Source organism: Bacillus sp. WC2507, from assembly GCF_052656125.1.
Genome location: NZ_JBQXPN010000001.1, coordinates 3,716,137 through 3,741,353, shown reverse-complemented (window position 1 = coordinate 3,741,353; position 25,217 = coordinate 3,716,137). Strand labels below are relative to the sequence as shown.

The window sequence follows — 25,217 nt, the reverse complement described above, 5'->3', positions numbered from 1 at the left end:
ACTCAAAATAGAGCTAGCGTTATGCTGGCTTTATTTTTTTGCCACATTCCTGTAACAAAGCCCCTGTATATTCAGTGGTGGAGGTGCAGAAGATGAAAAAAATGATAGCAATATGTCTTCTTACAACGATGTCATTTTCGACTTTAGTCGGGTGTGATGTAAAAGGTAGCAATGCTGTACAAGAGTCTAAAATAAAGAAAGCGACGTATAAAGAGTTCACTTACGATGTAAATCCAGAGACTTTCACGTTAACTGTAGAACATGATGGCGTAAAGGAACTGGCGTCACAGCCCTTGCCGAAAATGAAGGTGTCGAATGTAAAAAAAGATAAGGATCGTACATCTTGGGAATATCCAGATCAAAAAGTAAAAGTGAATCTAGAGAAGAAAAAAGATCACTTAAATATTGAAGTGGAATCGACTGGTGCAGAAAGCTTTACGTGGCCGAAAGTACAAGCTGAAAATTATACACTTCCGTTATGGGAAGGGAAGCAAATTCCGAGTAATGATGAAAATTGGAAGAAGTTTTTAAAGGATGATGCATATTCATTTGCTGAATCATTTTCTATGAAATTTTTCGCGTTAAATGGTTCGAAATATTCGATTGTATATATTGCGAACAATATATTTAATAATGAATTGAAATTTCATTCGGATCCGAAAATAGGATTTGAGTTTATACATGAATTCCCGCGTATAAATAAAAATAAAACATATGGATTTCAAGTATATGTGACAAATAATGATGTAGTAAGTATTGCTAAACTATATAAAGACAATATCGCTCGAAAAGGTGAATTTAAAACATTACAAGAAAAGGCTAGAAAAAATAAAGAGATAGAAAAGCTTTACGGCGCAGCTCATTTTTATTTTTGGAATCAAAATGGCTTATCAGAAAGTAATGTAAATTGGCCGAAGATAAGAGAGCAAATAAATAGTCCTGTGTTTAGTCATATAAAAGAGCTTATTCAAAAGAATAGTTCGGAGTCTGGAGAACTGATTGTATTTGATCAAGTAAGTAAACAAGATTTCATTGATAAGTACCAAAAAAATGTTATTTTGCGTTATGTAAATGAAGTATTATCAATGAAGGAGTTGTATAAAGAAGATATTTTCCCGAAAGTTGATCAGAAGGCTAGTGAGTTATTAAACAAAGGTGTAGATCATTTATCAAAGATGGAGTTATATAACTTAAATAAGCATGTATTAAAGTCAGTGCTCGGTGATGCGGTTGAAGAAGTAAGTAAATGGGGTAAGGCAGATGGAACGGATATTATAAAGGAAATGAAAGCGGCAGGAATAGACAATGCATGGATTGGATTGCCGAACTGGGAGCAAGGGTATATGCAGCCTGATTTCGTGACAGAAGCTAAGAAAATGGGATATTTAGTTGGTCCGTATGATTCTTACCATTCTATTCACGAAAAAGCTGATAAAAATTGGAATACAGCTTCTTTTACTGATCCATCGTTATATGAAGAGGCAACTGTGACGAAGAAAAATGGAGAAAAGGTGCAAGGGTTTTTAGGTAGAGGGCGAAAATTAAATCCAATTTTATCTCTTCCTAGTGTAAAAGAACGAATGAACGATATATTACAAAATGGACCTAAATACAATTCATGGTTTATTGATTGTGATGCAACAGGTGAAATTTATGATGACTATTCGGCCAAACATATAACGACACAAGAACAAGATTTAAAAGCAAGGTTACAACGAATGGATTATATTGCGCAAGAAAAAGGTATGGTAGTTGGTTCTGAAGGAGGAAATGATTTTGCAAGTAGCACGATTGCATTTGCTCACGGCATTGAAACGCCAGTTATTAAATGGGACGATGAAGATATGAGGAAAAACAAAACCAGTCCGTATTATGTGGGTGGATATTGGTCGCCGAATCAAAATGTTCCAGAAAAATATGCGAAACAAGTACCGTTAAAAGAAGAGTATAAACAAGTATATTTAAATCCTGTATATTCAGTACCATTATATAAATTAGTATACAATGATGCTGTAATTACAACGCACCACTGGGAATGGGGAAGTTTGAAAGTAAAAGATGAGGTTGGAAACCGTATGTTATACGAATTGTTGTATAACGTTCCTCCGTTGTACCATTTAGATGAAGTAGAATGGAATAAGCATAAACAAGAAATTACACAGCATCTGAAAGTTTGGAATGAAGTTCATGCAAAGGCAGTAAAAGAAGAAATGACGAACTTTGCATATTTGTCAGAAGATAAATTAGTCCAATCTGCTTCATATGGAAAAGATATTAAAATTATTGTGAATTTCTCAAATGAAGAGATAGAAATAGATAAGACGAAACTAAAAGCAAAATCCGCTTTCATTTATAATGATGGGAAGAAAACAATGTATACACCGCTTGAGAAATAATAATATGAAATTTATTATTGCATTACTAATTTTGCTCTTTATTCTTGCTGATTTTTTTAGGTGGAAATCGAACGATTCGAAATGAATGAATTTATAAATCTTTAATTTCAGATATTGCGAAGTGTTAAATATTTGAAGTTGGAAAATAGTGACTTGCCAAAAATAAGCACGAGAGTATAATGTGAAATGGGATATATGTTGGATTTATGAAGTAACCTTACAAAATTGTAAGGTAATTGAAAGGAAATTCAATATGAAGATTACTAGACATACATTATACTAGGGAAAGTGAAAGAGAGGCGAATGGATATGAGCTCTGAATTAGAACAAAATACGAGAAGTAGTAAAAAACGTTCTAAAAGAAAATCAATAAAATGGTTCATTATAATTCCATTTTTCTTACTTGTTTTTGGAGGAGTAGGATATGGGTCGTTAATATATAATAAAGCAAAAGCAGTGGTAAGTGATGCATATGCACAAATTGATAAGTCATCGAAGCGTGATAAAGAAGTTGAACCTTTAAAAGATAACATCTCTATTTTAATTATGGGTGTAGACGGTAGTGAAATGCGAAAAAGTCAATATGGTGAAGCAGTTCGAACAGATGCACTTTTATTAGCAACAATTAATAAAGATGATAAATCAGTTAAATTAGTAAGTATTCCGCGTGATTCACGTGTTTATATTCCATCTAGAAAGAAATTAGATAAAATTACACATGCACACGTATTTGGTGGTGTTGAAAGTACACGAGATACGGTGGAAAGGTTCTTAAATGTTCCTGTTGATTATTATGTGAAGTTTAACTTTGAATCATTCGTACAAATTGTCGATTCACTTGGTGGTATTGATATTGATGTACCAGTTACTTTCACAGAACAAGATAGTAAAGACCAAGCTGGTATGATCCATTTAGAAAAAGGCTTCCAACATTTAAATGGAGAACAAGCACTTGCACTTGCAAGAACGCGTAAAATTGATAGTGACGCAATGCGTGGACAAAGACAACAACTTGTAATAGAAGCAATTGCAAAAAAAGCGATGTCTGTCCAATCAATTAGCAAAATGGGTTCTTTACTTGATGCGGTTGATAAAAATATGAAAACGAACTTAACTTTCGATGATATGCTTGCGATTACAAAAAATATGGCAGGATCTAATTTAGAAATGGAAAAAATGCAAATAGAAGGTACGGATAAACGTATCGGAGGTATTTATTATTACATTCCAAACGAAAAAAATGTAAAAGATATTTCAAAAAAATTAAATGAGCATTTAGGTGTAACACCAAAACCAGTTCGAAATGAATAATAAAAAAAAGATTGGCCTTTGCCAATCTTTTTTTATCCCTTTTGGAAAGAAGACTCCATCTGATTTGTGTTACGGGTGAAACCCAACAATTCAGGTGGAGATGAATTGCCGTCAAAAGGTAGGTTGAACTCTTTTGTTTCGTTCATAACAATTTTTCAGGGCGAATGTTTGTTTCTTTTGTCTTACGATATAATCTGTCGTATATAAGGAGGGTATATATTGTAAGACAACGAAATTGGATAATAATCATCATTTGGTTACTTGAGTGAAAAATAATTTTAATGAACTCTCTAAGAAAGGTGGTGAAAACAATGGCTAGAAAGAAAGCAGTGAAAGTATTACGTAAACAAAAGAAAAGAGAAACTATGCAACGTTTCACGCAGAAACAAAATATCGGACGAGCTTGCCTGACTGCAAAAGAATTCCGCTTACTGCAACGCATGTCACATAGTTCAAAAGCATTGCGAAATGTTGGGTTGTACACGATTAAACAAAGTTATTTGAATAATAATAAAACGGCTACTGTAAAAGAAGTGGACACTGCTATGCAAGCCGATATGAATTACTGGGGCATGCAATCAAACTCTGTTCAAGCAATTCGTAGAGCCTTATATGCAGAAGTAAAGAGCTTTTTTAAAGCGTTGGAAAAGTGGAAGGGAAATCCTGAGAAGTTCACAGGACGTCCTAAGTTTCCGAATTATTCTCGTTCAACTGACAAACGAATTATTGAAATCTATCAAGTTCCAAAAGTGGATAATAACGGGTATTGGATAATTCCGATGAATGTTGCATTCAGAAAAAAATTCGGTTCCATTAAAATACGTATGCCTAAAAATGTAAGAAATAAAAAAATCTCCTACATTGAGATTGTACCGAAGCAAAAAGGTCGGTTCTTTGAGGTGCATTACACATATGAAATGCACGTTTCTCAAATGAAGAAACAATCCACGACTACGAGTAACGCTTTGAGTTGCGATTTAGGTGTAGACAGATTAGTAAGTTGCGTGACAAATACAGGTGATACATTCTTAATTGATGGAAAAAAACTAAAATCCATTAACCATTACTTCAACAAAATGATACGTAATCTACAACAGAAAAATGTGGACAATGGAATTTCAAAACGTATTGTAACGAATAAAATGGCTGCACTTTGGCATAAACGGGAAAGGCAAATAAACGGTTACATTTCACAAACTGTAGGTCTGTTGTTCAAAAAAGTGAAAGCATTGGGTATAGATACGGTTGTCGTAGGATATAACGCTCGTTGGAAACAAAAATCTGATATGGGAAAAAAGAATAATCAAACATTTGTTCAAATCCCATTTCATAAACTGCTTGCAGCAATTGAGAATAAATGTGTAAAAGAAGGCATCCGATTTTTGAAACAAGAAGAAAGCTATACTTCAAAAGCCAGTTTCCTAGACAAAGATCCGGTTCCAGTTTGGTCTAAGGAAGATAGGGCGCATTATCGCTTTAGTGGCAAACGAATCACTCGTGGTCTGTACCAAAGTAAAGCAGGAACATGTATCCACGCTGATATTAATGGTGCGTTGAATACATTGCAAAAATCAAGAGTGGTACAATTGGATGAAAATCTTAAAGTAAAAACGCCGATTCTATTAGAAGTGCAAAAACGTAAGGCTGTTGCTTCGCGCATAGCTTAGTGGGTGCGTCAACCATCCATGTGTACTCGACTTGTCGGGGCTTGTAGCACACGCCGGATTCATCTGAGTGGTGGCTTCTTCCATAAGGAAGAATTGCTCTTTTTCGAAAGGGTGGTGCAAATGGGAAAACAATAGTTTGTTGCCAGTACCAACCAAAAACATACTTGGGGTGTTACCGTAAGGTGGCATGAATGCTAGAGCGTCAACTGTCTAGCGATAGACGAAAAGACCTAGCGTTCTAACTCAAGCCCCCACTGAAACGTTTCATCTCAGTGGGGATAGTTGACCGGAATGGATTTGTAACTTTTCTGTAACGATTTTTTATTTTAGAAAAATTATACTCATATGTATGAGAATATTGGAGAAGCAAAAAGTAAAAAGAAATAATTAAAATCTGTAATAAGGAAAGATATCATATGCAGAAATGGATAGGCATTATGGGAATCATTTTTATGTTGACTGGATGTAAAATGTCTGAAGCTCCAACAAATTTAATGGAAGCTCCTGCCAATGAAAAATGGATTAATGAACTAAAAGAGCAAATTGATAAAGATTTGCCTGTTAATTATCGATTGCTTACTCCAATGTCTAATAAAGATAAACAGATGATTTGGTCAATGGATTTTAAACAAGATAATAAGAAAGAAGCCATCATATTTTATAAATTGCCGAATGAAGATCACAGCGTATATTTAGCTGTATACGAAAAAAACTTGAATAGTTGGAAAGAAAAGTCCACACATAGATTTGATGGTGGAGATGTAGATATCGTTGAAGTCGGTGATTTTACAGGGAACGGGAAGCGAGAGTTGTTAATAGGAATCTCTCTAGATCGTGAATCGTTAGAACATGTTATGTATGTTTTTTCAGAAGAAAATGACGATATGAAGGAAATATATAATCGAAATTATACGAAGTTATTCATAGAGGATCTAAATAAAAATGGATTGAAAGATTTAAGTCTTGTTACGTACGAAAAAGATGAGAAGTTGACAGTTGAGTTCATTGAACAATTTAAGACTTTATCTGAAGTGTCATTCGATCCATTTATAAATAGCATTCAAAGAATACAAATGGGACGTATTTCTAAGTCATTAAAGGCGATTGTAATTGATGCGGGAACTGGGGCTCATTCAGGTATAACGTATGTAGCAAAATTTGATGAGGATCATTATGAGGTATTACCTATAGATGGGAAAGAAGATTTGTTCAATGAATATGTTGTAGAAAGTAAAGATGTTAATGAAGACGGCATTATTGAATTTGTTCGTACTGTACGTCCAAAAGGTTGGGAGGATAAACCACATGGTGATAGTTTGCTTTTTGAACGTTACATACAGTGGAGTGAATCTGGAATTAAACCAATTGAAGAAAGATATATCGATATAGAAAAAGGGTATTATGTGAAAATTCCTAAAGAGTTAATAGGAAAAATTACGATACCAGATGAGCAAAAGGAATTAAATTCTCAAAAGTTTTTGGAGACAAGTACAAATGAACTATGGCTTGAAGTTCATATATTTAAGCGAAAAGAATGGTTCAAAATAAAAGGATACGATGCAGCAGTTAAAACAGCTTCTCACGTATACGCTGTACCGAAACAACCGCAATTTGAAAAAGTGAAAAAATATGTAAAGCCGCTAGCGGATTATCAACAAGAGTAGGGAGGTGGAAATGATGCCAACAATTTTAGTTTTAGAAGATGAAATGCCTATTCGTAGTTTTATCGTCTTAAATTTGAAACGTGCTGGATTTTATGTGTTAGAAGCTAGTACTGGAGAAGAGGCGTTACAGATTTTACGTGAACATTCTGTAGATGTAGCACTGCTTGACGTAATGTTACCGGGCATTGATGGTTTTCAAGTTTGTAAAGCAATTCGGGAAGAAAATAAAAAAATAGGTATTATTATGTTAACCGCACGCGTACAAAATGAAGATAAGGTGCAAGGACTAGGAATTGGTGCAGATGATTATATAGCAAAGCCGTTTAGTCCAGTGGAATTAACTGCACGTATACAATCGTTATTAAGAAGAATAGAAGTACATGATGAAAAAGCACATACTATCACATCTGGCCCGTTTTCGTTAAATATAATAGAAGAAAGATTATATAAAAGTGGAAAATTAGTTGATTTAACCCCTACAGAGTATATGATATTACAGTATTTAATGAATCAGGCTTCAAAGCCGGTTTCACGTGATGAGATTTTAAATATGATTTGGGGAACGAATTATGTAGGTGAGACAAAAGTAGTAGATGTAAATATGAGGCGGTTACGTCAAAAGATAGAATGTAATCCATCAGAACCTGAATTTATTCTTACTGTGTGGGGAAAAGGATATGTGTGGAAGGAAAGTATAAGATGAAAAGAAAAGTGACTTTATATTTTATGACGGTCATTATACTTATGCTTGTATTATTTGAAGTAGTATTTTCAGTTTCTATTTATCGATATTATTACAATGGCATTGTACAATATATAGAATCTCATGCGAAGACGAGTACACGATTTTTCTCTGAATACAATTCGTTATACTTTATTCGTTTGCAAGAATATAGTGGTGACATCATTAGTAGTTTTGAATTAGAAGGAACGGAATTGCAATTAATTGATCGGCATGGTTCGGTTATACAATCTTCAAGTGGACAAAAGATAGAAGATAAAGTAGTTATTCCGTATTCGTTACTAGAAGGAGAAATGTATCATCAAGTCACTACTACGAAAGACAATGTGAAACAATTGGAAGTGATTAGTCCACTTATCCATCAAGGGCAAACTATAGGTGTTTTAAAATATACGACTGTATTAACGCATGTAAATGCTAAGATTATTGAAATTATTATGTTTACTATTTCTGTAGGTATTGTTATTTCAGGAATTGTATTCTTAATCAGTAGACGATTAGCAAATTCGTTTGTGAAACCTATCGAATCTATTATTCATGCTTCTTCACAAATTGCAGAAGGCATATTAAAGGAGAAAATTAAAGAGGATTATCCTGGTGAATTAGGGGAGTTAGCACACAGTTTAAATCATATGTCTGATAAAATAGAAAAAGCGGAACAGATGAAAAATGAATTTATTGCTTCTATTTCTCATGAAATACGAACGCCTTTAACAGGCATTAAAGGTTGGAGTGAGACGTTAAAAACGGTAGATCATTTAACGGAAGAAGAGATAAAGCAAGGCATGGGAATTATTTCAGGTGAGACAGACCGATTGATTCACTTAGTAGAAGAATTGCTAGATTTTTCAAGATTACAATCAAATCATTTTAATTTATATAAACAAAAGGTGCAATTATACGATATACTAGAGGAGACGATTTGGCAATTAACTCCTAACGCTGAAGAGAAGCAAATGCAATTTATTAAAACTATAGAACGAATTGAATTGATAGGAGATCGAAATAGGCTAAAGCAAATTTTCTTGAATATTGTTCAAAATGCAATTAAATATTCACATAAAAATGGTACAGTATATATTGAAGCGACCAAAAATGAAGGACAAGCAGTGATAAAGGTGAAAGACGAAGGGATTGGAATTGCTAAAGAGCATTTACCATATATAGAACAGTCATTTTACCAGATTAATAACCACATTACAGGTGCGGGTCTTGGTTTAGCTATCGTTAAAAAAATGGTAGAGCTTCATGGAGGTACACTTGGTATTATAAGTAAAGAAGGAATAGGTACAACCATTTTGATAAAACTCCCATTATAATACATATAAAGTCTGTTTATATAGTGTAATAAAATAAATAGATGTATAATTATATTGGGTGATTTATATATAAGATTAATAGGGAGAGGAATTCGATAGAATGGAAAAAGCTTTTAAAATTAAACGAGTAGTAGTCGTTTTAATAGCGATTGCAGCAGTAGCTATTGGGTATTTCATGTTTCAATCCATTACTTCACCAGCAAAGGCTGTTGCAAAGCAAGAAAACGTAGTACAGCTTGCAAGTGAACAACCGAAAGTAGAAATGAATAAAACGGCACCAAGTCGTTTTAATGGAAAAGAAAGAAAAGTTGCTTATCTTACATTTGATGATGGCCCAGGGAAATATACGGCTGAATTGTTAAATATGTTAAAACAGCATGATGCGAAGGCGACGTTCTTTTTAATTGGAGCGAATGTAAAAGAATTTCCGGATTTAGTGAAACGTGAAAATGCAGAGGGTCATTATGTAGGTATGCATAGTATGACACATAATTTTGCAAAGCTATATAAAAATGGTGAGTATGTAAATGAGATGAAAGAAGATCAAAGCTTAATCGCAAATATTATTGGAAAATCACCTAAATTAACACGTCCACCATACGGTTCGATGCCTGGATTAAATGAAGGACTTCGAAATAAAGTGGTAGAGGGCGGTTTTAAAGTATGGGATTGGACAATTGATTCCTTAGATTGGAAATATAACAAAATGCAAGTTGATGCAGCTGCAGCACAAATTGCTCAAAATGTATTAACAAATGCAACAAAACCACAAGAAGTCATTTTAATGCACGACATTCACCCACAATCAGTTGCTGCTGTGCCAGCAATTTTAAAAGGGTTAAAAGAAAAGGGTTATGAGTTTGAAGCTTATCATGAAGAGAGTCACTTCCCAGTGAATTTCTGGCATGATAACCGTATGTAATGGAGGAATGAACGTTGAAGTATGGAAAAGTAGCAGTAGTCGGAGCACTATCAGTAGGACTATTAACAGGTTGTTTCGGTGAAAAACCAGAAGAAAGTCTATATACAGCTTTTGAAACAGCGGCGACACAAGAAAAATCATTAGTTGATGAAGCGAAGAAGTTAGAGAAGTTAGAGAAGGAAGGTCAAGAACTATATTCTCAAATTTTACAAGAAGGTAAAGATCATAATGACGCTGTTATGAAGAAAATAGAACAAGCTACTGCAAATGTAGATGACCGTGAAAAAGTATTGAAAAATGAGAAAGAAATGCTAGAAAAAGCTCATAAAGAAACGAAATCTGTTCAGGGAAATATAGAGAAACTTGAAGATAAGAAGTTACAAAAACAAGCGAAAGCAGTAGAAGAGTCGTATAAAAACCGTTATGATGCATTCCAAAAGATGAATGAAAATTATACGAAGGCGTTAGCGACTGAAAAAGAACTGTATGAAAAATTAAAAGTAAAAGAAACGAAATTAAAAGAGATTGGTGAAAAAGTTAAAGCTGTTAATGAATTAACTGTGGAAACACAAAAATCAAAAGAGCAATTTAACAATTTTACAAAAGAGTATAATGACAGTAAATTAGCATTCTACAAAGATGCAGAGATTAAGATTAAAGGTCAGAAATAAAGAAGAATCTTAACCGTAATAAAAAGCCGGAGAAACATCGTCATAAATGTTTTTTCGGTTTTTTACGTTAAATGAATAGAAAAGACTGGAATTGATATCATAAAAGAGTTATAGTGAATTATTCTAAGGGAAACATTGTAAAGTAAGGAGAATGGAAATATGTCATATGAATTTTTACTCAAATTAGGTTTAGCACTCTTTTTAGGATTATTCATCGGGATAGATAGGCAGCTAAAGAATAAACCACTTGGTGTGAAAACAAGTATGGTTATTTCTGTAGCAAGTTGTTTAATTACGATGGTTTCAATTGAATCAGTACATGTATATTCTGTTCCAGGGCATACAAATATGGATCCAATGCGTCTAGCTGCTCAAATTGTGAGCGGGATTGGTTTTCTTGGGGCAGGTGTTATTTTACGAAGAAGTAATGACGTTATTTCTGGATTAACGACAGCTTCTATGGTGTGGGCAGCTTCAGCTTTAGGTATAGCAATTGGGGCGGGCTTTTATTTACAAGCGACGGTTGCTATGATTTTAATTATTTTAGCGATTAACGTACTTCCGCAACTTGTGAAAATTGCAGGTCCGTATTCATTAAGACAAAAGGATTTATCTATAAAAATTACAGTAAAAGAGCATCATGAGTTAGATGGTATATTTAAGCAAATTAAAAATTTAGGTATGCATGTGAAACGCGTAAAAATTAAAGATATTGATAATGGAGCATTTCAGCAACTGGAGATGGTTATTTTAGCTCCGGAAAATTTGTATACGACGGAGTTATATAGTTCACTAAAAGAGATTGATCGTGTTGTTTCAGTTGAAGTGGAAAGTAGATAATTGTGAAAAAAAGAGTGAGGTGAATGCACTCTTTTTTTATTTGGATTTTTAAGGGAATGAATTGATATAATGATGAGTAACGAGGGGGAGAAATGATGGGAATCCATATTAGAAGGGCGATAAAAGATGATATACCAGGTATAGCAAAGGTACATGTTGATAGCTGGAAAACAACGTATAAAGGGATATTTGCTGACGAATTTTTAGAAAATATAACATATGAGCAACGAGAAAAACAATGGGAAAACATTTTTCAACAAGAAGATAAATCCCAATATAGATTTGTAGCAGAGACGTTAGATGGTATAATAATCGGATTCATTGACGGGGGAGTTGAAAGAAGCGGTGCATATAATTGTGATGGGGAATTATATGCGATCTACCTTTTACAGTCGTATCAAGGAATGAAAATAGGACAACAGTTATTTCAAGCTTTATTATCGGAATGTATAAACAATGATATGCAATCACTTTTAGTTTGGGTTGTTACGAATAATCCTTCTAAAAAGTTTTATGAAAAATTTAATCCTGAAAAAATTGATACAAAATTTTTAGAGAGAGTACAGGTAGAAGAGACAGCTTATTGCTGGAGAGAGTTGAATTTGTTATACAGACAGTTATATAGCTTAGTATAAATAATAATATTATGTAAATAAAAAGTGGAGAAAGGTATACCAAATAAGGTATACCTTTCTCCATTTTTTGATGGATTTATAAAAATAGTAGGTAATTAGTTTGAAAGCAAGAATTTTTTTAGTGTATTTTTAACTAGATTAAAGAAAAGAGAGAAAAAAAGAAAAATTAAATCAGATAAAAAAATTCTGAAATATACTATTGAATTGAATATCATTATCAATTAGAATCATAATTGATAACGACATTCAATTATCGGTTATTATATAAAATTTCGATAGCTTTAATATAAAGAGGAGGACCAACATGCAGCATGCGAAACAAATCGCAGAACATGCAACATTACAAAGCTTTTTAAACTGTTATTTAAGAGAAACAGGGAGTGGAGAATGGATTACAGAGGATGAAAGAATGGAAAGTATCTTCAGTAATACGTTGAATAGAGATACAGTCCCCACATATTTATGTTGTCGGCTATTGGCACAAAACATTACTTTGTACGGAGAGGTTATATATAAATCACCGACAGATCGTCATTTGTTTGGAGAACAATTTTACTATCAAATGGGAGAAAATAAGAATGTTATAAAAGCAGATTACGTTACTGTTATTACGTTTTTAATAAAAGAAATGTCTATGAACTATGGAGATGGTACAAACCCTGCTGAACTTATGCTTCGAGTTATTTGTAGTTGTCAAAATATTGAAGAATTTACAAAGGAGAGAATAGAAGATACATCTGCATTATACGGTTTCCATACAACTTTTATAGAGGCAGAGCAATCTTTATTATTTGGACATTTAACGCATCCAACCCCAAAGAGTAGACAAGGTATTTTGGAATGGAAAAGTGCAATGTATTCTCCAGAATTAAAAGGAGAATGTCAGCTTCATTATTTTAGGGCACATAAAAGTATAGTAAAGGAAAAATCATTATTATTAGATTCTACAACAGTAATTCTAAAAGAAGAGCTATGTAATGATGAGATGGTTTGTAAAGAATTTATATCGAAGTATTGTAATGAAGATGAATATTCATTACTTCCAATTCATCCGCTTCAGGCAGAATGGCTATTACACCAATCATACGTACAGGATTGGATAGAGCAAGGAGTACTTGAATATATCGGTCCTGTCGGTAAGTATTATATGGCAACATCATCACTTAGGACGTTATATCATCCCCAATCAAAATATATGCTTAAGTTTTCATTTCCAGTAAAAGTAACAAATTCAATGCGTATTAATAAATTGAAGGAACTAGAGAGTGGTCTTGAAGGAAAGGAAATGCTAAATACAGCAATTGGTGAAGTGTTAGATAAGTTTCCAGGTTTTGATTTTATTTGTGATCCAGCATTTATTACATTAAATTACGGGGCAAAAGAATCTGGATTTGAAGTAATTATACGAGAGAACCCTTTTTATGGTGAGCATGCAAATGACGCTACTTTAATTGCTGGATTAGTTCAAGATACTATACCTGGGGAACGTACTCGTTTATCGAATATTATTCATCGACTAGCAGATTTAGAAGGTAGAAGCTGTGAAGAAGTAAGTTTAGATTGGTTTAGACGATATATGAATATTTCTTTAAAGCCAATGGTATGGATGTACTTACGTTATGGTGTTGCATTAGAAGCGCATCAGCAAAATAGCGTTGTTCAGCTAAAGGATGGTTACCCAGTAAAATATTATTTCCGTGATAATCAAGGGTTTTATTTCTGTAATTCAATGAAAGAGATGCTTAATAATGAGTTAGCTGGTATTGGAGAACGTACTGGGAATTTATATGACGACTATATTGTAGATGAAAGATTGCGTTACTACTTAATTTTCAACCATATGTTTGGACTCATTAACGGATTTGGTACAGTTGGATTAATTAAAGAGGAAATTCTTCTCTCGGAATTACGATCTGTACTTGAATCATTCCTTCCTTATAATCGTGAACCTTCTACCTTTTTAAGAGAATTGTTAGAAGAGGATAAGTTGGCATGTAAAGCAAATTTATTAACGAGATTTTTCGATGTCGACGAGTTAAGTAACCCTTTAGAACAAGCAATTTACGTACAGGTACAGAATCCACTCGTTAGAGAAGTGGCTGTTCGTTCATAAGTAGCGTTAAAATTTCACGTAATACAAATAATGGTATTTTTCATAAGGTGGAGGGGGTTATGAGAGTGGACATGTATCATACGAAAATATTGAAAGCGCTTGAATCAGAAGATTACATTTCAGTGCGAAGAAGAGTGTTACGACAAGTAGTAGAGTCGTTAATTTATGAGGGGATCGTTAGGCCAGTTCGTATAGAAAACGAAGAACAAATTCTTTTTCTTATACAAGGACTTGATGAAGACAACAAAAGTGTCACGTACGAATGCTATGGAAGAGAACGAATGACATTTGGACGTATCGCTATAGATTCATTAGTAATAAGAGTTCAAGAGGAACAACAAGAAATAAAATCAGTCTCGCAATTTTTGGAAGAAATTTTTCGGGTTGTTAACGTAGAACGAACGAAATTAGATTCGTTTATTCATGAATTAGAACAAACGATATTTAAAGACACAATTGCACAATATGAAAGACATAATAAGGTGAAATATACTCAAAAGTCGTACGATGACTTTGAAAGCCTTTTAATAGACGGTCATCCATATCACCCTAGCTATAAAGCACGCATTGGATTTCAATATCGTGACAATTTTCAATATGGATATGAATTTATGAGGCCGATAAAACTCATATGGATTGCAGCACATAAGAAGTATGCGACTGTAGGTTATGAAAATGAAGTGATTTATGACAATATTTTAAAAGGTGAGATAGGCGAGCATAAATTAGAAGCGTATATGGAACGAATTCACAGCGCGGGATGTGATCCAAAACAGTACGTGTTTATACCGGTTCATCCTTGGCAGTGGGAGAATTTCATCATTCCAAATTACGCTGATCATATACAGGATAAATATATTATTTATTTAGGAAAATCAGAGGACGATTATTGCGCGCAACAGTCAATGAGAACGTTAAGAAATGTTACGAATCCAAAGAGACCGTATGTAAAGTTATCGCTGAACATACTTAACACTTCAACACTCCGTACGCTGAAACCATATTCAGTTGCGAGTGCACCAGCTATATCGAATTGGTTAAGTGATGTCGTAAGTCAAGATTCTTATTTAAGGGATGGATCACGTGTAATTTTGTTAAAGGAATTTTCGAGTGTAACGTATGATACGAATAAGAAAGCTGCATATGGTTCATTAGGATGCATTTGGCGTGAAAGCGTTCATAAATATTTTGATAAGCAAGAGGATGCTGTTCCCTTTAACGGTTTATATGCAAAAGAGAAAGATGGGATACCAGTTATTGATGCATGGCTAAACAAATATGGGATAGAAAATTGGCTACAATTACTTATTCAAAAAGCCATTATTCCAGTTATACATCTTGTTGTAGAGCATGGAATCGCGTTAGAATCACACGGACAAAATATGATTTTAGTTCATAAAGAAGGGCTACCTGTCCGTATTGCATTAAAAGATTTCCATGAAGGACTTGAGTTTTATCGTCCATTCTTAAAAGAAATGAATAAATGTCCGGACTTTACTAAAATGCATAAAACATATGCGAATGGAAAAATGAATGATTTCTTTGAAATGGATTGCATCGAATGTTTGCAAGAGATGGTACTAGATGCACTGTTCTTATTTAATGTAGGAGAATTAGCTTTCGTACTTGCGGATGAATATGAATGGAAAGAAGAACGTTTTTGGATGATGGTAGTCGAAGAAATCGAAAATCATTTTAGAAAATATCCACACTTGAAAGATAGATTTGAAAGTATTCAACTATACACTCCTACATTCTATGCTGAGCAATTAACGAAGCGTCGATTATATGTGGATGTGGAATCGCTTGTTCATGAAGTTCCAAATCCATTGTATAGAGCAAGACAACTTAACAAACAAAAATCAGTTGCTACAGGGGGAAATTATGCTAATCGTTAATAAACAAGAGTATAGCAAAAGTGATTTTGATTTGAGATTACAAGTTTATGAGGAAATGGAACAATTTCAAGAAGCAAAGGGAAATAGATTTGCTCTTTGTCTGAAAGATCCATTCGATATTATTACGCTTGTGTTTTTCTTAAAAGAAAAGAAATCATCAGTATTACTTATACATGAAGATACGCCAAAAGAAACGGCCATTGAAATGGCAAAGCGTGCAAATTGTATAGGAATTTTATATGGAGAATATAGCGATTTTACGAAATTAGAAGTAGTGAACGCTTTACTAGAAGAGCCTTCTTTATTGCAATATAGTTCTGGAACTACGGGAGAACCGAAACTGATTCGTAGAGCATGGACGGAGGTTGATACAGAAATTACTGCTTATAATGAAACTTTAAACTGTGAAGTAGATGAAGTGCCGATCGTTATGGCTCCTGTTTCACATTCATACGGACTAATATGTGGTACGTTATCTGCAATTGCAAGGGGAAGCAAACCTATCATCATTACGAATAAAAATCCTAAATTCACATTGAATGTAGTTCGCAATACAGAAAAACATATCATATATGCAGTACCACTTATGCTGCATATTATGGGGAGTTTTCCTGTAGGAACGTTTCAATTCCATAAAATTATGACGTCCGGAGCGCCTTTGCCAGAAGCATTGTTTTATAAACTAAAAGAAACGACAACATATATGATGCAACAATACGGTTGTTCTGAAGCAGGTTGTATTAGTATATGTCATGATATGAAAAGCCATTTAGATTTAGGAAATCCACTACCTCATACGAGTATAAGCATAGGTTCAGATGAAAATATGCCCGAAGAAATCGTAGTGAAAATGAACGATAAGGAAATTTTCACGAAAGATTTAGGGTATAAAACTGAGCGTGGTCTTCATTTTATGGGGCGTATGGATGATGTAATTAACGTTTCAGGATTAAAAGTCTTTCCTATAGAGGTAGAAGAAACGATGCTTCGACTAGAAGGTGTTCAAGAGGCAATTGTATATCGAGGGAAACATCCTGTTATGGGCGAAATTGTTAAAGCGAAAGTGATCTCTCATATTGATCCCGTACAAATAAGAGAATGGTGTATGCAGCACTTACCTTCTTATAAAGTTCCACATGAAATTGAAAGTGTAACTGAAATTCCGAAAAATAAAACTGGAAAAGTAAGTAGAAAGTTACTAGAGATGGGAGAGGTTACAGCATGAGACGTGAAACATTAAAAAATGAAGTGTTGAAAATTATGACAGAAAAAATGGAACTGAAAAATGTAACACATTTAGAAGAAACGATGCGTTTAAACCAAGATTTATATATAGATTCGGTAATGATGTTACAACTCATAGTTTACATAGAAATAGATTTAAAACTATGCGTTCCAGAGGATGAGGTAGATCCAAAGGCATTTCTTACTGTAGGATCTTTGCTTGATTTTATGGAGGAGTTACAGCCGCTACAGGAAGTAAATGTGAATAACTAACCTTTAGGAAAGTGGATGAGAGTATGACTTCAATTAAAGTGCACTGTTTAGTGAGTTGTTTTTGTGAAATTATAAAAAGGCGTAGCGATATTGATTTTCGTCCATTTTATTTTGGACTATGGGATGGAGATTTTGATATAACAGAAGGCGGAATTATTTCATATCACTCTGAAAACATTAACCATGATAATTACTTACTATGGTATGAAAAATTGTATGGTATGAAAGTGAACGAATGGTACGATCATACAAAAGATAAAAATAGCAATGTAGAAATATTTTTAGAATTAGTAGAAAATAAACCGGAAAATCGTTATGTCATTGTAATGGTTGATATGTCTCTACTACCAGAGAGGGAAAATAAATTTCATCAAAAACCGTTTCCGCATTATTTAATGATATCAGAGACAGAGAAAGAAGAAGAGTGGTTCATGCTAGATCCTGATTTTCGCTGGGAAGGGAATATGGAAAGAGAAAAAGTGCTTCACTCTGTTCAAGATAACCCATTTGGTGGAGGTTATTTCATTGATGTAGAAGGAATTCAGGAGCCAACGCTAGAAATGGTAGCAAGTTATTTCCTGGAAACTTTCAAAAGAAACGACAATGAACTGACTATGGAATTGAAAAATATAATTGTAAAAATGGCAAATGAAGAAGAAGGTTATTCGCTTTCGGGTCTTGTAGCGGCAGTGAAGCAAATACCAGTACTTGCAATTCGTAAATATAGTTATGAACATGCCTTTGCATACTTCCGTGAAACGTTGCAATATTCGGAGCAAGAATTTGATTATTGGTGTGATCGGGTAGAAGATATTGTACAAGGATTTACAAATGTACAGTATCGTGCAATCAAAATGGCAATGACGAATAATAAAGGTATGTTAGTATCAATTGTTGAAAAACTGGATGAAATGAATGCAATTGAACTGCAAATTAAGGCTGAATTAGAGAGACAGTTTTTGTTATGGAAAGAAATGAAAACAAACCAGTCTGTCTTAGTGTATTAAAAAGCTAGCTGAATTTAAAATAAGGGAGTTCAAACCTATGAGATATTCGTTATGTACTATTTCCTTTCGTCATCAATTAATTTCATTTACTGATATTGTTCAATTTGCATATGAAAACGGTTTTGAAGGAATTGAATTGTGGGGGACTCATGCACAAAATTTGTATATGCAAGAGTATGAAACGACAGAACGAGAATTGAATTGCTTAAAGGATAAAAACTTGGAAATTACGATGATCAGTGATTATTTAGACATATCATTATCGGCAGATTTTGAAAAAACGATAGAGAAATGTGAACAACTTGCAATACTAGCTAACTGGTTTAAAACGAACAAAATTCGTACGTTTGCTGGACAAAAAGGAAGCGAAGATTTCTCGGAACAGGAAAGGAAAGAGTACGTAAAGCGAATTCGCAACATTTGTGATTTGTTTGCTAAGCATAATATGTATGTACTTTTAGAAACACATCCAAATACATTAACGGATACGTTGCCTTCTACTTTGGAACTATTGGAGGAAGTAAATCATCCGAATTTGAAAATAAACCTTGATTTTCTTCATATATGGGAGTCTGGTGCAAATCCAATAGACAGTTTCCATCGACTAAGGCCGTGGATACAACATTATCATTTTAAGAATATATCGTCAGCAGATTATTTGCATGTATTTGAGCCCAATAATGTATATGCGGCAGCGGGAAGCCGAATTGGTATGGTTCCGTTATTTGAAGGTATCGTAAATTATGATGAGATTATTCAGGTAGTGAGAGATACTGACCATTTTGCTTCACTCGAATGGTTTGGACATAATGCAAAAGATATATTAAAAGAAGAAATGAAAGTATTAAGGAATAGAAATTTAGAAGTAGTAACTTCTTAATATGAAATGATGTAAGAGTCTCTCATTGTAGAGACTCTTTTTTAAAAATATTAATAACCAAAAATTACCATGTATTTAAATTAAAATTTAACACAATTTATATATAAATAAGGAGGTGATTGGTAATGGCTAGAAATCGTAATTCTAATCAATTAGCATCACATGGAGCACAAGCGGCTTTAGATCAAATGAAATATGAAATCGCACAAGAGTTTGGTGTACAACTTGGCGCTGATACTTCTTCACGTGCAAACGGTTCTGTAGGCGGTGAAATTACAAAACGCCTAGTAGCGATGGCAGAACAACAACTTGGTGGCGGATATACTCGCTAATTGTAGAAGGTTATAGGAGAAAGGAAGGATTCTTCCTTTCTTTTTTTTTCAATTAATTGGTATGGATATATTCCGAACTGGATTCAAAGAATAGAAATAATACTATATTTTCCCCAATTTCTTTTGTTGTGAATGGGAAATAGTAAAGATGTAATAGCCCTGGTGGAATGAAAAATTACGTTCCAGCAGGGCTATTATATGGTAAGAAATATATGATGAAAGGTTCCGAAGTCAACATGTTAAAAAAAGAAAACTGTTGTTTAATTGCGCTTGCATCAGTTCCACTTGTTATGACATTAGGGAATTCAATGCTCATTCCAATCCTACCGACTATCGAAAAGAAATTACATATTTCATCGTTTCAAGTATCCATGATTATTACAATTTACTCTATCGTAGCTATTTTACTTATACCGATTGCTGGTTATTTATCAGATAGATGGGGCCGAAAGATGGTAATGGTTCCGAGTTTGCTGATTGCGGCTATAGGAGGAGCGATAACTGGTTGGGTATCTTGGAAAGTTGATAATCCCTACACTTGGATATTGATAGGTAGAGCGATTCAAGGTATTGGTGCTGCTGGTGCAATGCCAGTTGTTATACCGTGTGTTGGTGATTTATACAAGGATGAAAAACAAGTTAGTACAGGTTTAGGAATCATTGAAACATCGAATACATTTGGAAAAGTACTGAGCCCTATTTTAGGATCTGCTCTTGCTGCCATTGTATGGTTCTTACCATTTTGGGCGATTCCAGTTTTATGCGTAGTATCAATCGTTTTATTGCTTGTTCTTGTAAAGGCAAAGAAACAAGAAGACGAAGTACCACCACTTAAAGAGTTTATTCAATCAATTATCTCTACGTTTCGAGAAAAGGGAAGATGGTTAATTGCCATTTTTGTATTGGGTGCAATTATTATGCTTATTTTATTCGGAATTCTCTTTTATTTGTCGACTATACTGGAATCAAAGTATGACATTCATGGTATATGGAAAGGTTGTGTGCTTGCTATTCCGTTACTTGTACTGTCACTTAGTTCATATATGGCTGGTAAAAAAATTGGAGATAATCAAACTGTTATGAAGAAGTGTATTTATATTGGCTTTTTATTGGCAGCTGCAGCAGTCATCATTCCTTTATTTATAAAAGGGATCTATTTACTACTTCTTTGTCTCGTTATTATGGGGTTAGGAATTGGTATGGCACTCCCATGTTTAGACGCCCTAATTACACAAGGAATTGAAAAGGAGCAAAGGGGGACGGTTACGTCATTTTATAGTTCCATGCGATTTATCGGTGTAGCAGCTGGACCACCTCTATATTCTTATTTCATGAAAGGCGCTGACCATGAAGTGTTTTATTTAACAAGTATATTCGCTGGTATTGGTGCTGTTATAGCAATCATTTGGATTAAACCAGCAAAAGATGCAAAGACGGTAAAACAGAGGTCGGAACCTACTTCATAATTTGTAAGAGAATTGCATGATGTATTAAGTAACATGCAATTCTCTTTCGTGCATTAAGAATAAATGACTTGTTTTAACATATAAAGCGCGACACCCCATATGATGAGACCAGAAAATTTATTTAATAATACGATTGTCTTTCCAGTTGAGTCTATTCTTTTTAGAAATTTCCCCGCTAAAGCTAAGCTTATAAACCAAATCCAAGAAACGATAATAGTTGTAAGTGTGAAAGCCCATTTTTCACTTCCTATGTATTGAATAGAATTTGTTCCAATTACACCGATTGTATCTAAAATTGCATGTGGATTTAATAGTGAAACCGATGCAGCGAAAAGGATTTGCTTTTTTAATGGCATGCGGTTTTCTTGTTTTATATCGTTGGAAGGGTTACTTCTCCAAATAACAAAGCCCATATATAGGAGGAAGAAAAATCCAATTATATATAACGTGTTAGTTAGCCAAGAAAAAGTAAGGAGTACAAGGGAGACACCCTGCACCGCAATTAATATGAGTAACGTATCACATATAGAGGCAGTTAATACTACAGGGGCTGCCCTCCAAATGTTTGGTTGGCTCGCACCTTGGTTAAAGACGAAAACATTTTGGACACCTAATGGAATGATTAGGCCAAATGCAAGAATGATACCATGAATAATTGCTTCACTCATCATATTACCTCCTATTTTAATTCATTATGATAGTGTATATTGTATAGAAGAAATGAAAATTTGTATCCATCCATATGGTTGGGGAGGTTACCAACCAAAAAGAATATAAGGTGATATGATGGAAAGATTCGTTTGGAAACCTAATATGTCTCTAGAGACTCCTTTGTATAAACAAATAGAAACGTATATAAAAGAAAGAATCGTTAATGGTGAATGGACTGTTGGGACGAAATTACCTTCACAAAGAGATTTGGCGCATACATTTGGTGTGAACCGGAGTACAATTGTAATGGCTTTCGATGAACTAGTGGCAAAGGGGTACATTGAAGGGAATGGCAGGAAAGGAACAATTGTTGTAAATAATAATGAGAATACCTCAACGTACGCACCCCCGCCTAATTGGCAGTCTTATGTAGAAACAGGACTTCATTATCCGAATCTGCCTGCTATTCAAGAGATTAACCAAGCTGAATTTTATCCGCATGTAATTCGTTTAGGAACAGGTGAGCTCGCGCCAAGTCTTTTGCCTGAAAAAAAGATGAAAGATATTATGAATAAGCTTTTAGCATCAAAGGTGACGCTTGGTTATGAAGAGCCGAAAGGAAATCTCTCTTTAAGGGAGAAGATTGCGGACTATTTAAAAGGACATGGTATTTATGTAACTCCTGATTCTATATTAATTGTTTCAGGAGCAATTCAAGCATTGCAACTTATTTCTATGGGGCTTCTTCCAAAAGGGGCATCCATTTTATTAGAAAAACCATCCTATTTATATTCGCTTAATGTTTTTCAATCAGCAGGAATGCGTTTCATTGGAATACCAATGGATGAGAACGGTTTACATGCATCATATATTACAAAATATAAGAAGCAATTTAATGCATCTATTTTATATACAATCCCGTCTTTTCATAATCCGACGAACTTTAGTATGAATGCGAAGAAACGAATAGAAGTGCTGGAAATATGTAACGAAATTGGATTGCCTATTATAGAGGACGCGGTATATCAAGACTTATGGTTTGATGAGCCTGTTTCAAAGCCTTTAAAAGCATATGATAAAAACGGAATTGTACTACATATCGGGAGTATGTCTAAAGTTATTAGCCCAGGATTAAGAATTGGATGGATTGTTGGATCTGAGCCTGTTATTCAAAGATTGGCAGACATAAAAATGCAAACAGATTATGGTTCAAGTTCTATTTCTCAGCAAATTGCAGCGGAATGGTTTACAAATGGATTGTATGATGAACATTTACAGTTTGTAAGAATTAAATTGAAAAAACGCAGAGATTTTATGCTACAAATGTTAGAGAAATATTGTCATGATATAGCAACATGGTATGAACCGACAGGTGGTTTTTATGTTTGGTTACATATGAATGTACCCGTTTCAAACCGTAGCTTATTTGACAAAGCTTTGAAAGAAAAGATTTTATTAAACCCAGGTACTTTGTATGATAGAAGTGCAAACCAATTTTTGCGCCTATCATATTCATACGCAACGTTAGAAGAAATGGAAATAGGTATAAAAAAACTTGCACAACTAATGAAAAAGTAAGAGGAGAAAGTAATGAAACAATATGTAATTTGCCAAATTATCAATGGAGAAAAATATTTAGCTGCATATGCGGAGACAAAGCAGGATGCAATTGAAAAAGCAGAATTGTTAGGATTACGAACGGGAAATCGATACACAGTTATTACTGCGGAGGAAGCGGAAGGGTTAACGTATCCATAAGCAATGTATAATAATTTATGCAGGAAGTAAATAAGCCTAGTAATATATGATATTACTAGGCTTATTTTTTTTGAAAGCGTTATGTGTTCTCGTATGAAAAATAATAGTATTATGAGTCAAGTTGACGGAAATACCGATTTGTTTTTCGGTCTTGATTTCCATTTCTATATTCATCAATATATTGTCTGAAGTTCCAAGATTGTAAAAACTTATTTGCGGCGTTATAGCCAGAATTGTAAAGCCACTCTTTTTCTTCCTTTGTTAACTCAAAGTTTGTACTTGTAATGGATCCCGTTGGAATTGTAATTGTTCTTGCTTTTGATTCCTTATCTAAATGACGTAAATCGTGGGCTTGCATCATTGTTTTAAATAGTCCTTTGAACATAGAGATAGGCTCGTTATAGTGGGCAGGATCAGCTTGAATCTCATCTTTTACAAAGTGAAATCCAAAAGTCGGCCAGCGAGGAGAGTTAGGTGAGTCGAAAATCCAAATTGGGTAATTGCTTAAAATCCCTCCATCAATCATATAACAAGGTTGCTTCCATTTTGGAGTTCTCCATTTTACTGGTTCAAAGAAGAAGGGGATTGTACTACTCATTCTTACAGCTTTAGCAATAGAGAAGCGATAATTTAAAAATCCGTAGTTTGGTAAGTCATCAGGAAAGATAACCATTTTACCATTACTTATATCAGAAGCGATGATTTTAAGCTTATTTAAATCAGGTAAATCTGTAAATAAGTGAACTCCTTTTTTTCGAAGTAATTCTTCAATCCATTCTTCTATAAAAATATTAGAGTAAATACCAAGAGTAGTCCATGCGCTTAATCCTTTTCCAATAAACGGGATTCTGTCAACAAAGGTTCTCTTCGTAAATTTATTATAATCAATGTCAGTTATAATCGTTTTTAGTTCTGAGCAAGAGTATCCTGCTGCTAGGAGCGCAGCGATAATCGAACCAGCTGATGTGCCAGCTACACGTTCCCATTCATAGCCTTTTTCAGCTAACGCGCAAATTGCCCCGACATGCGCAATTCCGCGTACACCGCCTCCTTCAAAAACACCATCAATTTTCATTAATCATACTTCCTTTCGAATAAAAGATTTGAAAATGGCAAAAAAGCACGTATTGTACGTGCTTTTTTACAATAGTTTTTAAATTTACTAGCAGCCTACAAAGCCACCCCAACAGCTAGCTCCGATGATGATTAGAAGGATAAATAAAACGATTAATAAAGCGAAACCTCCATAACCACATCCACCACAACTACCGCCGTAACCGTAACCGCCGCAACTATATCCGTAACCCATGTGGAATTCCTCCTTAAATTAAAAATAAAAATGAACGAGGGGAAAATGTACTGGAAGAAATAATGAACTATCGTGTTTGTAGGAACAATGTATACTATGCTTTTTTATACTTGTTCGCGTATGGAGGAAGAGCCCGTTT

23 protein-coding genes are annotated in these 25,217 nt (G+C 34.1%); 20 read left to right on the top strand and 3 right to left on the bottom strand.

Going from position 1 to position 25,217, the window contains the following annotated elements; translation table 11 throughout:
- Positions 1-92: 92 nt before the first annotated feature.
- From ACUN28_RS19820 to ACUN28_RS19735, 18 genes are all read left to right on the top strand, one after another.
- Positions 93-2,396, top strand: a complete 2,304-nt coding sequence (locus ACUN28_RS19820) for a glycoside hydrolase (RefSeq protein WP_016088289.1) — start codon at positions 93-95, stop codon at positions 2,394-2,396.
- Between the two features lie 309 nt (positions 2,397-2,705).
- Entirely contained in the window at positions 2,706-3,707 is a 1,002-nt protein-coding gene (locus ACUN28_RS19815) for an LCP family protein (protein ID WP_016088288.1), read from the top strand.
- A 311-nt stretch (positions 3,708-4,018) separates the two neighbouring features.
- Positions 4,019-5,374, top strand: a complete 1,356-nt coding sequence (locus ACUN28_RS19810) for an RNA-guided endonuclease TnpB family protein (RefSeq protein ID WP_016088287.1) — start codon at positions 4,019-4,021, stop codon at positions 5,372-5,374.
- Positions 5,375-5,790: 416 nt separating this feature from the next.
- Positions 5,791-7,038: a hypothetical protein gene (locus ACUN28_RS19805; RefSeq protein WP_016088286.1), complete on the top strand. Its 1,248-nt coding sequence runs from the start codon at positions 5,791-5,793 to the stop codon at positions 7,036-7,038.
- Positions 7,039-7,051: 13 nt separating this feature from the next.
- Positions 7,052-7,741, top strand: coding sequence for a response regulator transcription factor (locus tag ACUN28_RS19800; protein WP_033659669.1), 690 nt, complete (start codon positions 7,052-7,054; stop codon positions 7,739-7,741).
- Positions 7,738-9,099, top strand: coding sequence for a sensor histidine kinase (locus ACUN28_RS19795; RefSeq protein WP_016088284.1), 1,362 nt, complete (start codon positions 7,738-7,740; stop codon positions 9,097-9,099). Before ACUN28_RS19800 ends, ACUN28_RS19795 begins: the two co-directional genes overlap by 4 nt.
- Before the next feature lie 100 nt (positions 9,100-9,199).
- A complete protein-coding gene (locus ACUN28_RS19790; RefSeq protein ID WP_016088283.1) occupies positions 9,200-10,021 on the top strand; it encodes a peptidoglycan-N-acetylglucosamine deacetylase in 822 nt (273 codons plus the stop codon).
- A gap of 14 nt (positions 10,022-10,035) precedes the next feature.
- Positions 10,036-10,692 (top strand): YkyA family protein, encoded by a 657-nt coding sequence (locus ACUN28_RS19785; protein WP_016088282.1) that lies wholly within the window; start codon positions 10,036-10,038, stop codon positions 10,690-10,692.
- A gap of 159 nt (positions 10,693-10,851) precedes the next feature.
- Positions 10,852-11,532: an MgtC/SapB family protein gene (locus ACUN28_RS19780; protein ID WP_016088281.1), complete on the top strand. Its 681-nt coding sequence runs from the start codon at positions 10,852-10,854 to the stop codon at positions 11,530-11,532.
- 95 nt (positions 11,533-11,627) lie between these two features.
- Positions 11,628-12,167: a GNAT family N-acetyltransferase gene (locus ACUN28_RS19775; protein ID WP_016088280.1), complete on the top strand. Its 540-nt coding sequence runs from the start codon at positions 11,628-11,630 to the stop codon at positions 12,165-12,167.
- A 304-nt stretch (positions 12,168-12,471) separates the two neighbouring features.
- Complete coding sequence (locus ACUN28_RS19770; RefSeq protein WP_016088279.1) at positions 12,472-14,280, top strand: IucA/IucC family protein; 1,809 nt, start codon at positions 12,472-12,474, stop codon at positions 14,278-14,280.
- 59 nt (positions 14,281-14,339) lie between these two features.
- Positions 14,340-16,178 (top strand): IucA/IucC family protein, encoded by a 1,839-nt coding sequence (locus ACUN28_RS19765; protein WP_016136641.1) that lies wholly within the window; start codon positions 14,340-14,342, stop codon positions 16,176-16,178.
- Positions 16,165-17,403, top strand: a complete 1,239-nt coding sequence (gene asbC / locus ACUN28_RS19760) for a 3,4-dihydroxybenzoic acid-AMP ligase AsbC (RefSeq protein ID WP_016088277.1) — start codon at positions 16,165-16,167, stop codon at positions 17,401-17,403. The genes ACUN28_RS19765 and asbC overlap by 14 nt, the downstream gene beginning before the upstream one ends.
- Positions 17,400-17,675: a petrobactin biosynthesis protein AsbD gene (gene asbD, locus ACUN28_RS19755; RefSeq protein ID WP_016088276.1), complete on the top strand. Its 276-nt coding sequence runs from the start codon at positions 17,400-17,402 to the stop codon at positions 17,673-17,675. Before asbC ends, asbD begins: the two co-directional genes overlap by 4 nt.
- 23 nt (positions 17,676-17,698) lie before the next feature.
- Positions 17,699-18,682: a petrobactin biosynthesis protein AsbE gene (gene asbE / locus ACUN28_RS19750; RefSeq protein ID WP_016088275.1), complete on the top strand. Its 984-nt coding sequence runs from the start codon at positions 17,699-17,701 to the stop codon at positions 18,680-18,682.
- Between the two features lie 37 nt (positions 18,683-18,719).
- Positions 18,720-19,562 carry a sugar phosphate isomerase/epimerase family protein gene (locus ACUN28_RS19745; RefSeq protein WP_016088274.1) on the top strand — a complete coding sequence of 281 codons (843 nt, stop codon included), beginning with the start codon at positions 18,720-18,722 and terminating at the stop codon, positions 19,560-19,562.
- 125 nt (positions 19,563-19,687) lie between these two features.
- Positions 19,688-19,894 carry an alpha/beta-type small acid-soluble spore protein gene (locus ACUN28_RS19740; RefSeq protein WP_000113545.1) on the top strand — a complete coding sequence of 69 codons (207 nt, stop codon included), beginning with the start codon at positions 19,688-19,690 and terminating at the stop codon, positions 19,892-19,894.
- A 236-nt stretch (positions 19,895-20,130) separates the two neighbouring features.
- Complete coding sequence (locus ACUN28_RS19735; protein ID WP_033660140.1) at positions 20,131-21,360, top strand: MFS transporter; 1,230 nt, start codon at positions 20,131-20,133, stop codon at positions 21,358-21,360.
- A 53-nt stretch (positions 21,361-21,413) separates the two neighbouring features.
- Here the strand turns inward: ACUN28_RS19735 and ACUN28_RS19730 are convergent, their stop codons facing one another.
- The gene (locus ACUN28_RS19730; protein WP_016136642.1) at positions 21,414-22,028 is read right to left on the bottom strand and encodes a LysE/ArgO family amino acid transporter; all 615 of its coding nucleotides are present in this window, start codon (positions 22,026-22,028) and stop codon (positions 21,414-21,416) included.
- A 118-nt stretch (positions 22,029-22,146) separates the two neighbouring features.
- Here ACUN28_RS19730 and ACUN28_RS19725 point away from each other — a divergent pair, with 118 nt between their 5' ends.
- Together ACUN28_RS19725 and ACUN28_RS19720 are read left to right on the top strand one after the other, a co-directional pair.
- On the top strand, positions 22,147-23,589 hold the full coding sequence (locus ACUN28_RS19725) for an aminotransferase-like domain-containing protein (protein ID WP_016088271.1): 1,443 nt from the start codon (positions 22,147-22,149) through the stop codon (positions 23,587-23,589).
- Between the two features lie 12 nt (positions 23,590-23,601).
- Positions 23,602-23,769: a DUF3933 family protein gene (locus ACUN28_RS19720; RefSeq protein WP_016088270.1), complete on the top strand. Its 168-nt coding sequence runs from the start codon at positions 23,602-23,604 to the stop codon at positions 23,767-23,769.
- A 109-nt stretch (positions 23,770-23,878) separates the two neighbouring features.
- On the opposite strand, the gene ACUN28_RS19715 is transcribed toward ACUN28_RS19720, so the two are convergent.
- Together ACUN28_RS19715 and ACUN28_RS19710 are read right to left on the bottom strand one after the other, a co-directional pair.
- Positions 23,879-24,844: a patatin-like phospholipase family protein gene (locus ACUN28_RS19715; protein WP_016088269.1), complete on the bottom strand. Its 966-nt coding sequence runs from the start codon at positions 24,842-24,844 to the stop codon at positions 23,879-23,881.
- A gap of 87 nt (positions 24,845-24,931) precedes the next feature.
- Positions 24,932-25,078: a YjcZ family sporulation protein gene (locus ACUN28_RS19710; RefSeq protein WP_000540425.1), complete on the bottom strand. Its 147-nt coding sequence runs from the start codon at positions 25,076-25,078 to the stop codon at positions 24,932-24,934.
- Positions 25,079-25,217: the final 139 nt, after the last annotated feature.

Excerpts from the sequence above, each read along its gene's own strand:
- ACUN28_RS19820 (WP_016088289.1), top strand. The coding sequence starts at position 93 with ATGAAAAAAATGATAGCAATATGTCTTCTTACAACGATGTCATTTTCG.
- ACUN28_RS19815 (WP_016088288.1), top strand. The coding sequence starts at position 2,706 with ATGAGCTCTGAATTAGAACAAAATACGAGAAGTAGTAAAAAACGTTCT.
- ACUN28_RS19810 (WP_016088287.1), top strand. The coding sequence starts at position 4,019 with ATGGCTAGAAAGAAAGCAGTGAAAGTATTACGTAAACAAAAGAAAAGA.
- ACUN28_RS19805 (WP_016088286.1), top strand. The coding sequence starts at position 5,791 with ATGCAGAAATGGATAGGCATTATGGGAATCATTTTTATGTTGACTGGA.
- ACUN28_RS19800 (WP_033659669.1), top strand. The coding sequence starts at position 7,052 with ATGCCAACAATTTTAGTTTTAGAAGATGAAATGCCTATTCGTAGTTTT.
- ACUN28_RS19795 (WP_016088284.1), top strand. The coding sequence starts at position 7,738 with ATGAAAAGAAAAGTGACTTTATATTTTATGACGGTCATTATACTTATG.
- ACUN28_RS19790 (WP_016088283.1), top strand. The coding sequence starts at position 9,200 with ATGGAAAAAGCTTTTAAAATTAAACGAGTAGTAGTCGTTTTAATAGCG.
- ACUN28_RS19780 (WP_016088281.1), top strand. The coding sequence starts at position 10,852 with ATGTCATATGAATTTTTACTCAAATTAGGTTTAGCACTCTTTTTAGGA.
- ACUN28_RS19775 (WP_016088280.1), top strand. The coding sequence starts at position 11,628 with ATGGGAATCCATATTAGAAGGGCGATAAAAGATGATATACCAGGTATA.
- ACUN28_RS19770 (WP_016088279.1), top strand. The coding sequence starts at position 12,472 with ATGCAGCATGCGAAACAAATCGCAGAACATGCAACATTACAAAGCTTT.
- ACUN28_RS19765 (WP_016136641.1), top strand. The coding sequence starts at position 14,340 with ATGAGAGTGGACATGTATCATACGAAAATATTGAAAGCGCTTGAATCA.
- asbC (WP_016088277.1), top strand. The coding sequence starts at position 16,165 with ATGCTAATCGTTAATAAACAAGAGTATAGCAAAAGTGATTTTGATTTG.
- asbD (WP_016088276.1), top strand. The coding sequence starts at position 17,400 with ATGAGACGTGAAACATTAAAAAATGAAGTGTTGAAAATTATGACAGAA.
- asbE (WP_016088275.1), top strand. The coding sequence starts at position 17,699 with ATGACTTCAATTAAAGTGCACTGTTTAGTGAGTTGTTTTTGTGAAATT.
- ACUN28_RS19745 (WP_016088274.1), top strand. The coding sequence starts at position 18,720 with ATGAGATATTCGTTATGTACTATTTCCTTTCGTCATCAATTAATTTCA.
- ACUN28_RS19740 (WP_000113545.1), top strand. The coding sequence starts at position 19,688 with ATGGCTAGAAATCGTAATTCTAATCAATTAGCATCACATGGAGCACAA.
- ACUN28_RS19735 (WP_033660140.1), top strand. The coding sequence starts at position 20,131 with ATGTTAAAAAAAGAAAACTGTTGTTTAATTGCGCTTGCATCAGTTCCA.
- ACUN28_RS19730 (WP_016136642.1), bottom strand. The coding sequence starts at position 22,028 with ATGAGTGAAGCAATTATTCATGGTATCATTCTTGCATTTGGCCTAATC.
- ACUN28_RS19725 (WP_016088271.1), top strand. The coding sequence starts at position 22,147 with ATGGAAAGATTCGTTTGGAAACCTAATATGTCTCTAGAGACTCCTTTG.
- ACUN28_RS19720 (WP_016088270.1), top strand. The coding sequence starts at position 23,602 with ATGAAACAATATGTAATTTGCCAAATTATCAATGGAGAAAAATATTTA.
- ACUN28_RS19715 (WP_016088269.1), bottom strand. The coding sequence starts at position 24,844 with ATGAAAATTGATGGTGTTTTTGAAGGAGGCGGTGTACGCGGAATTGCG.
- ACUN28_RS19710 (WP_000540425.1), bottom strand. The coding sequence starts at position 25,078 with ATGGGTTACGGATATAGTTGCGGCGGTTACGGTTACGGCGGTAGTTGT.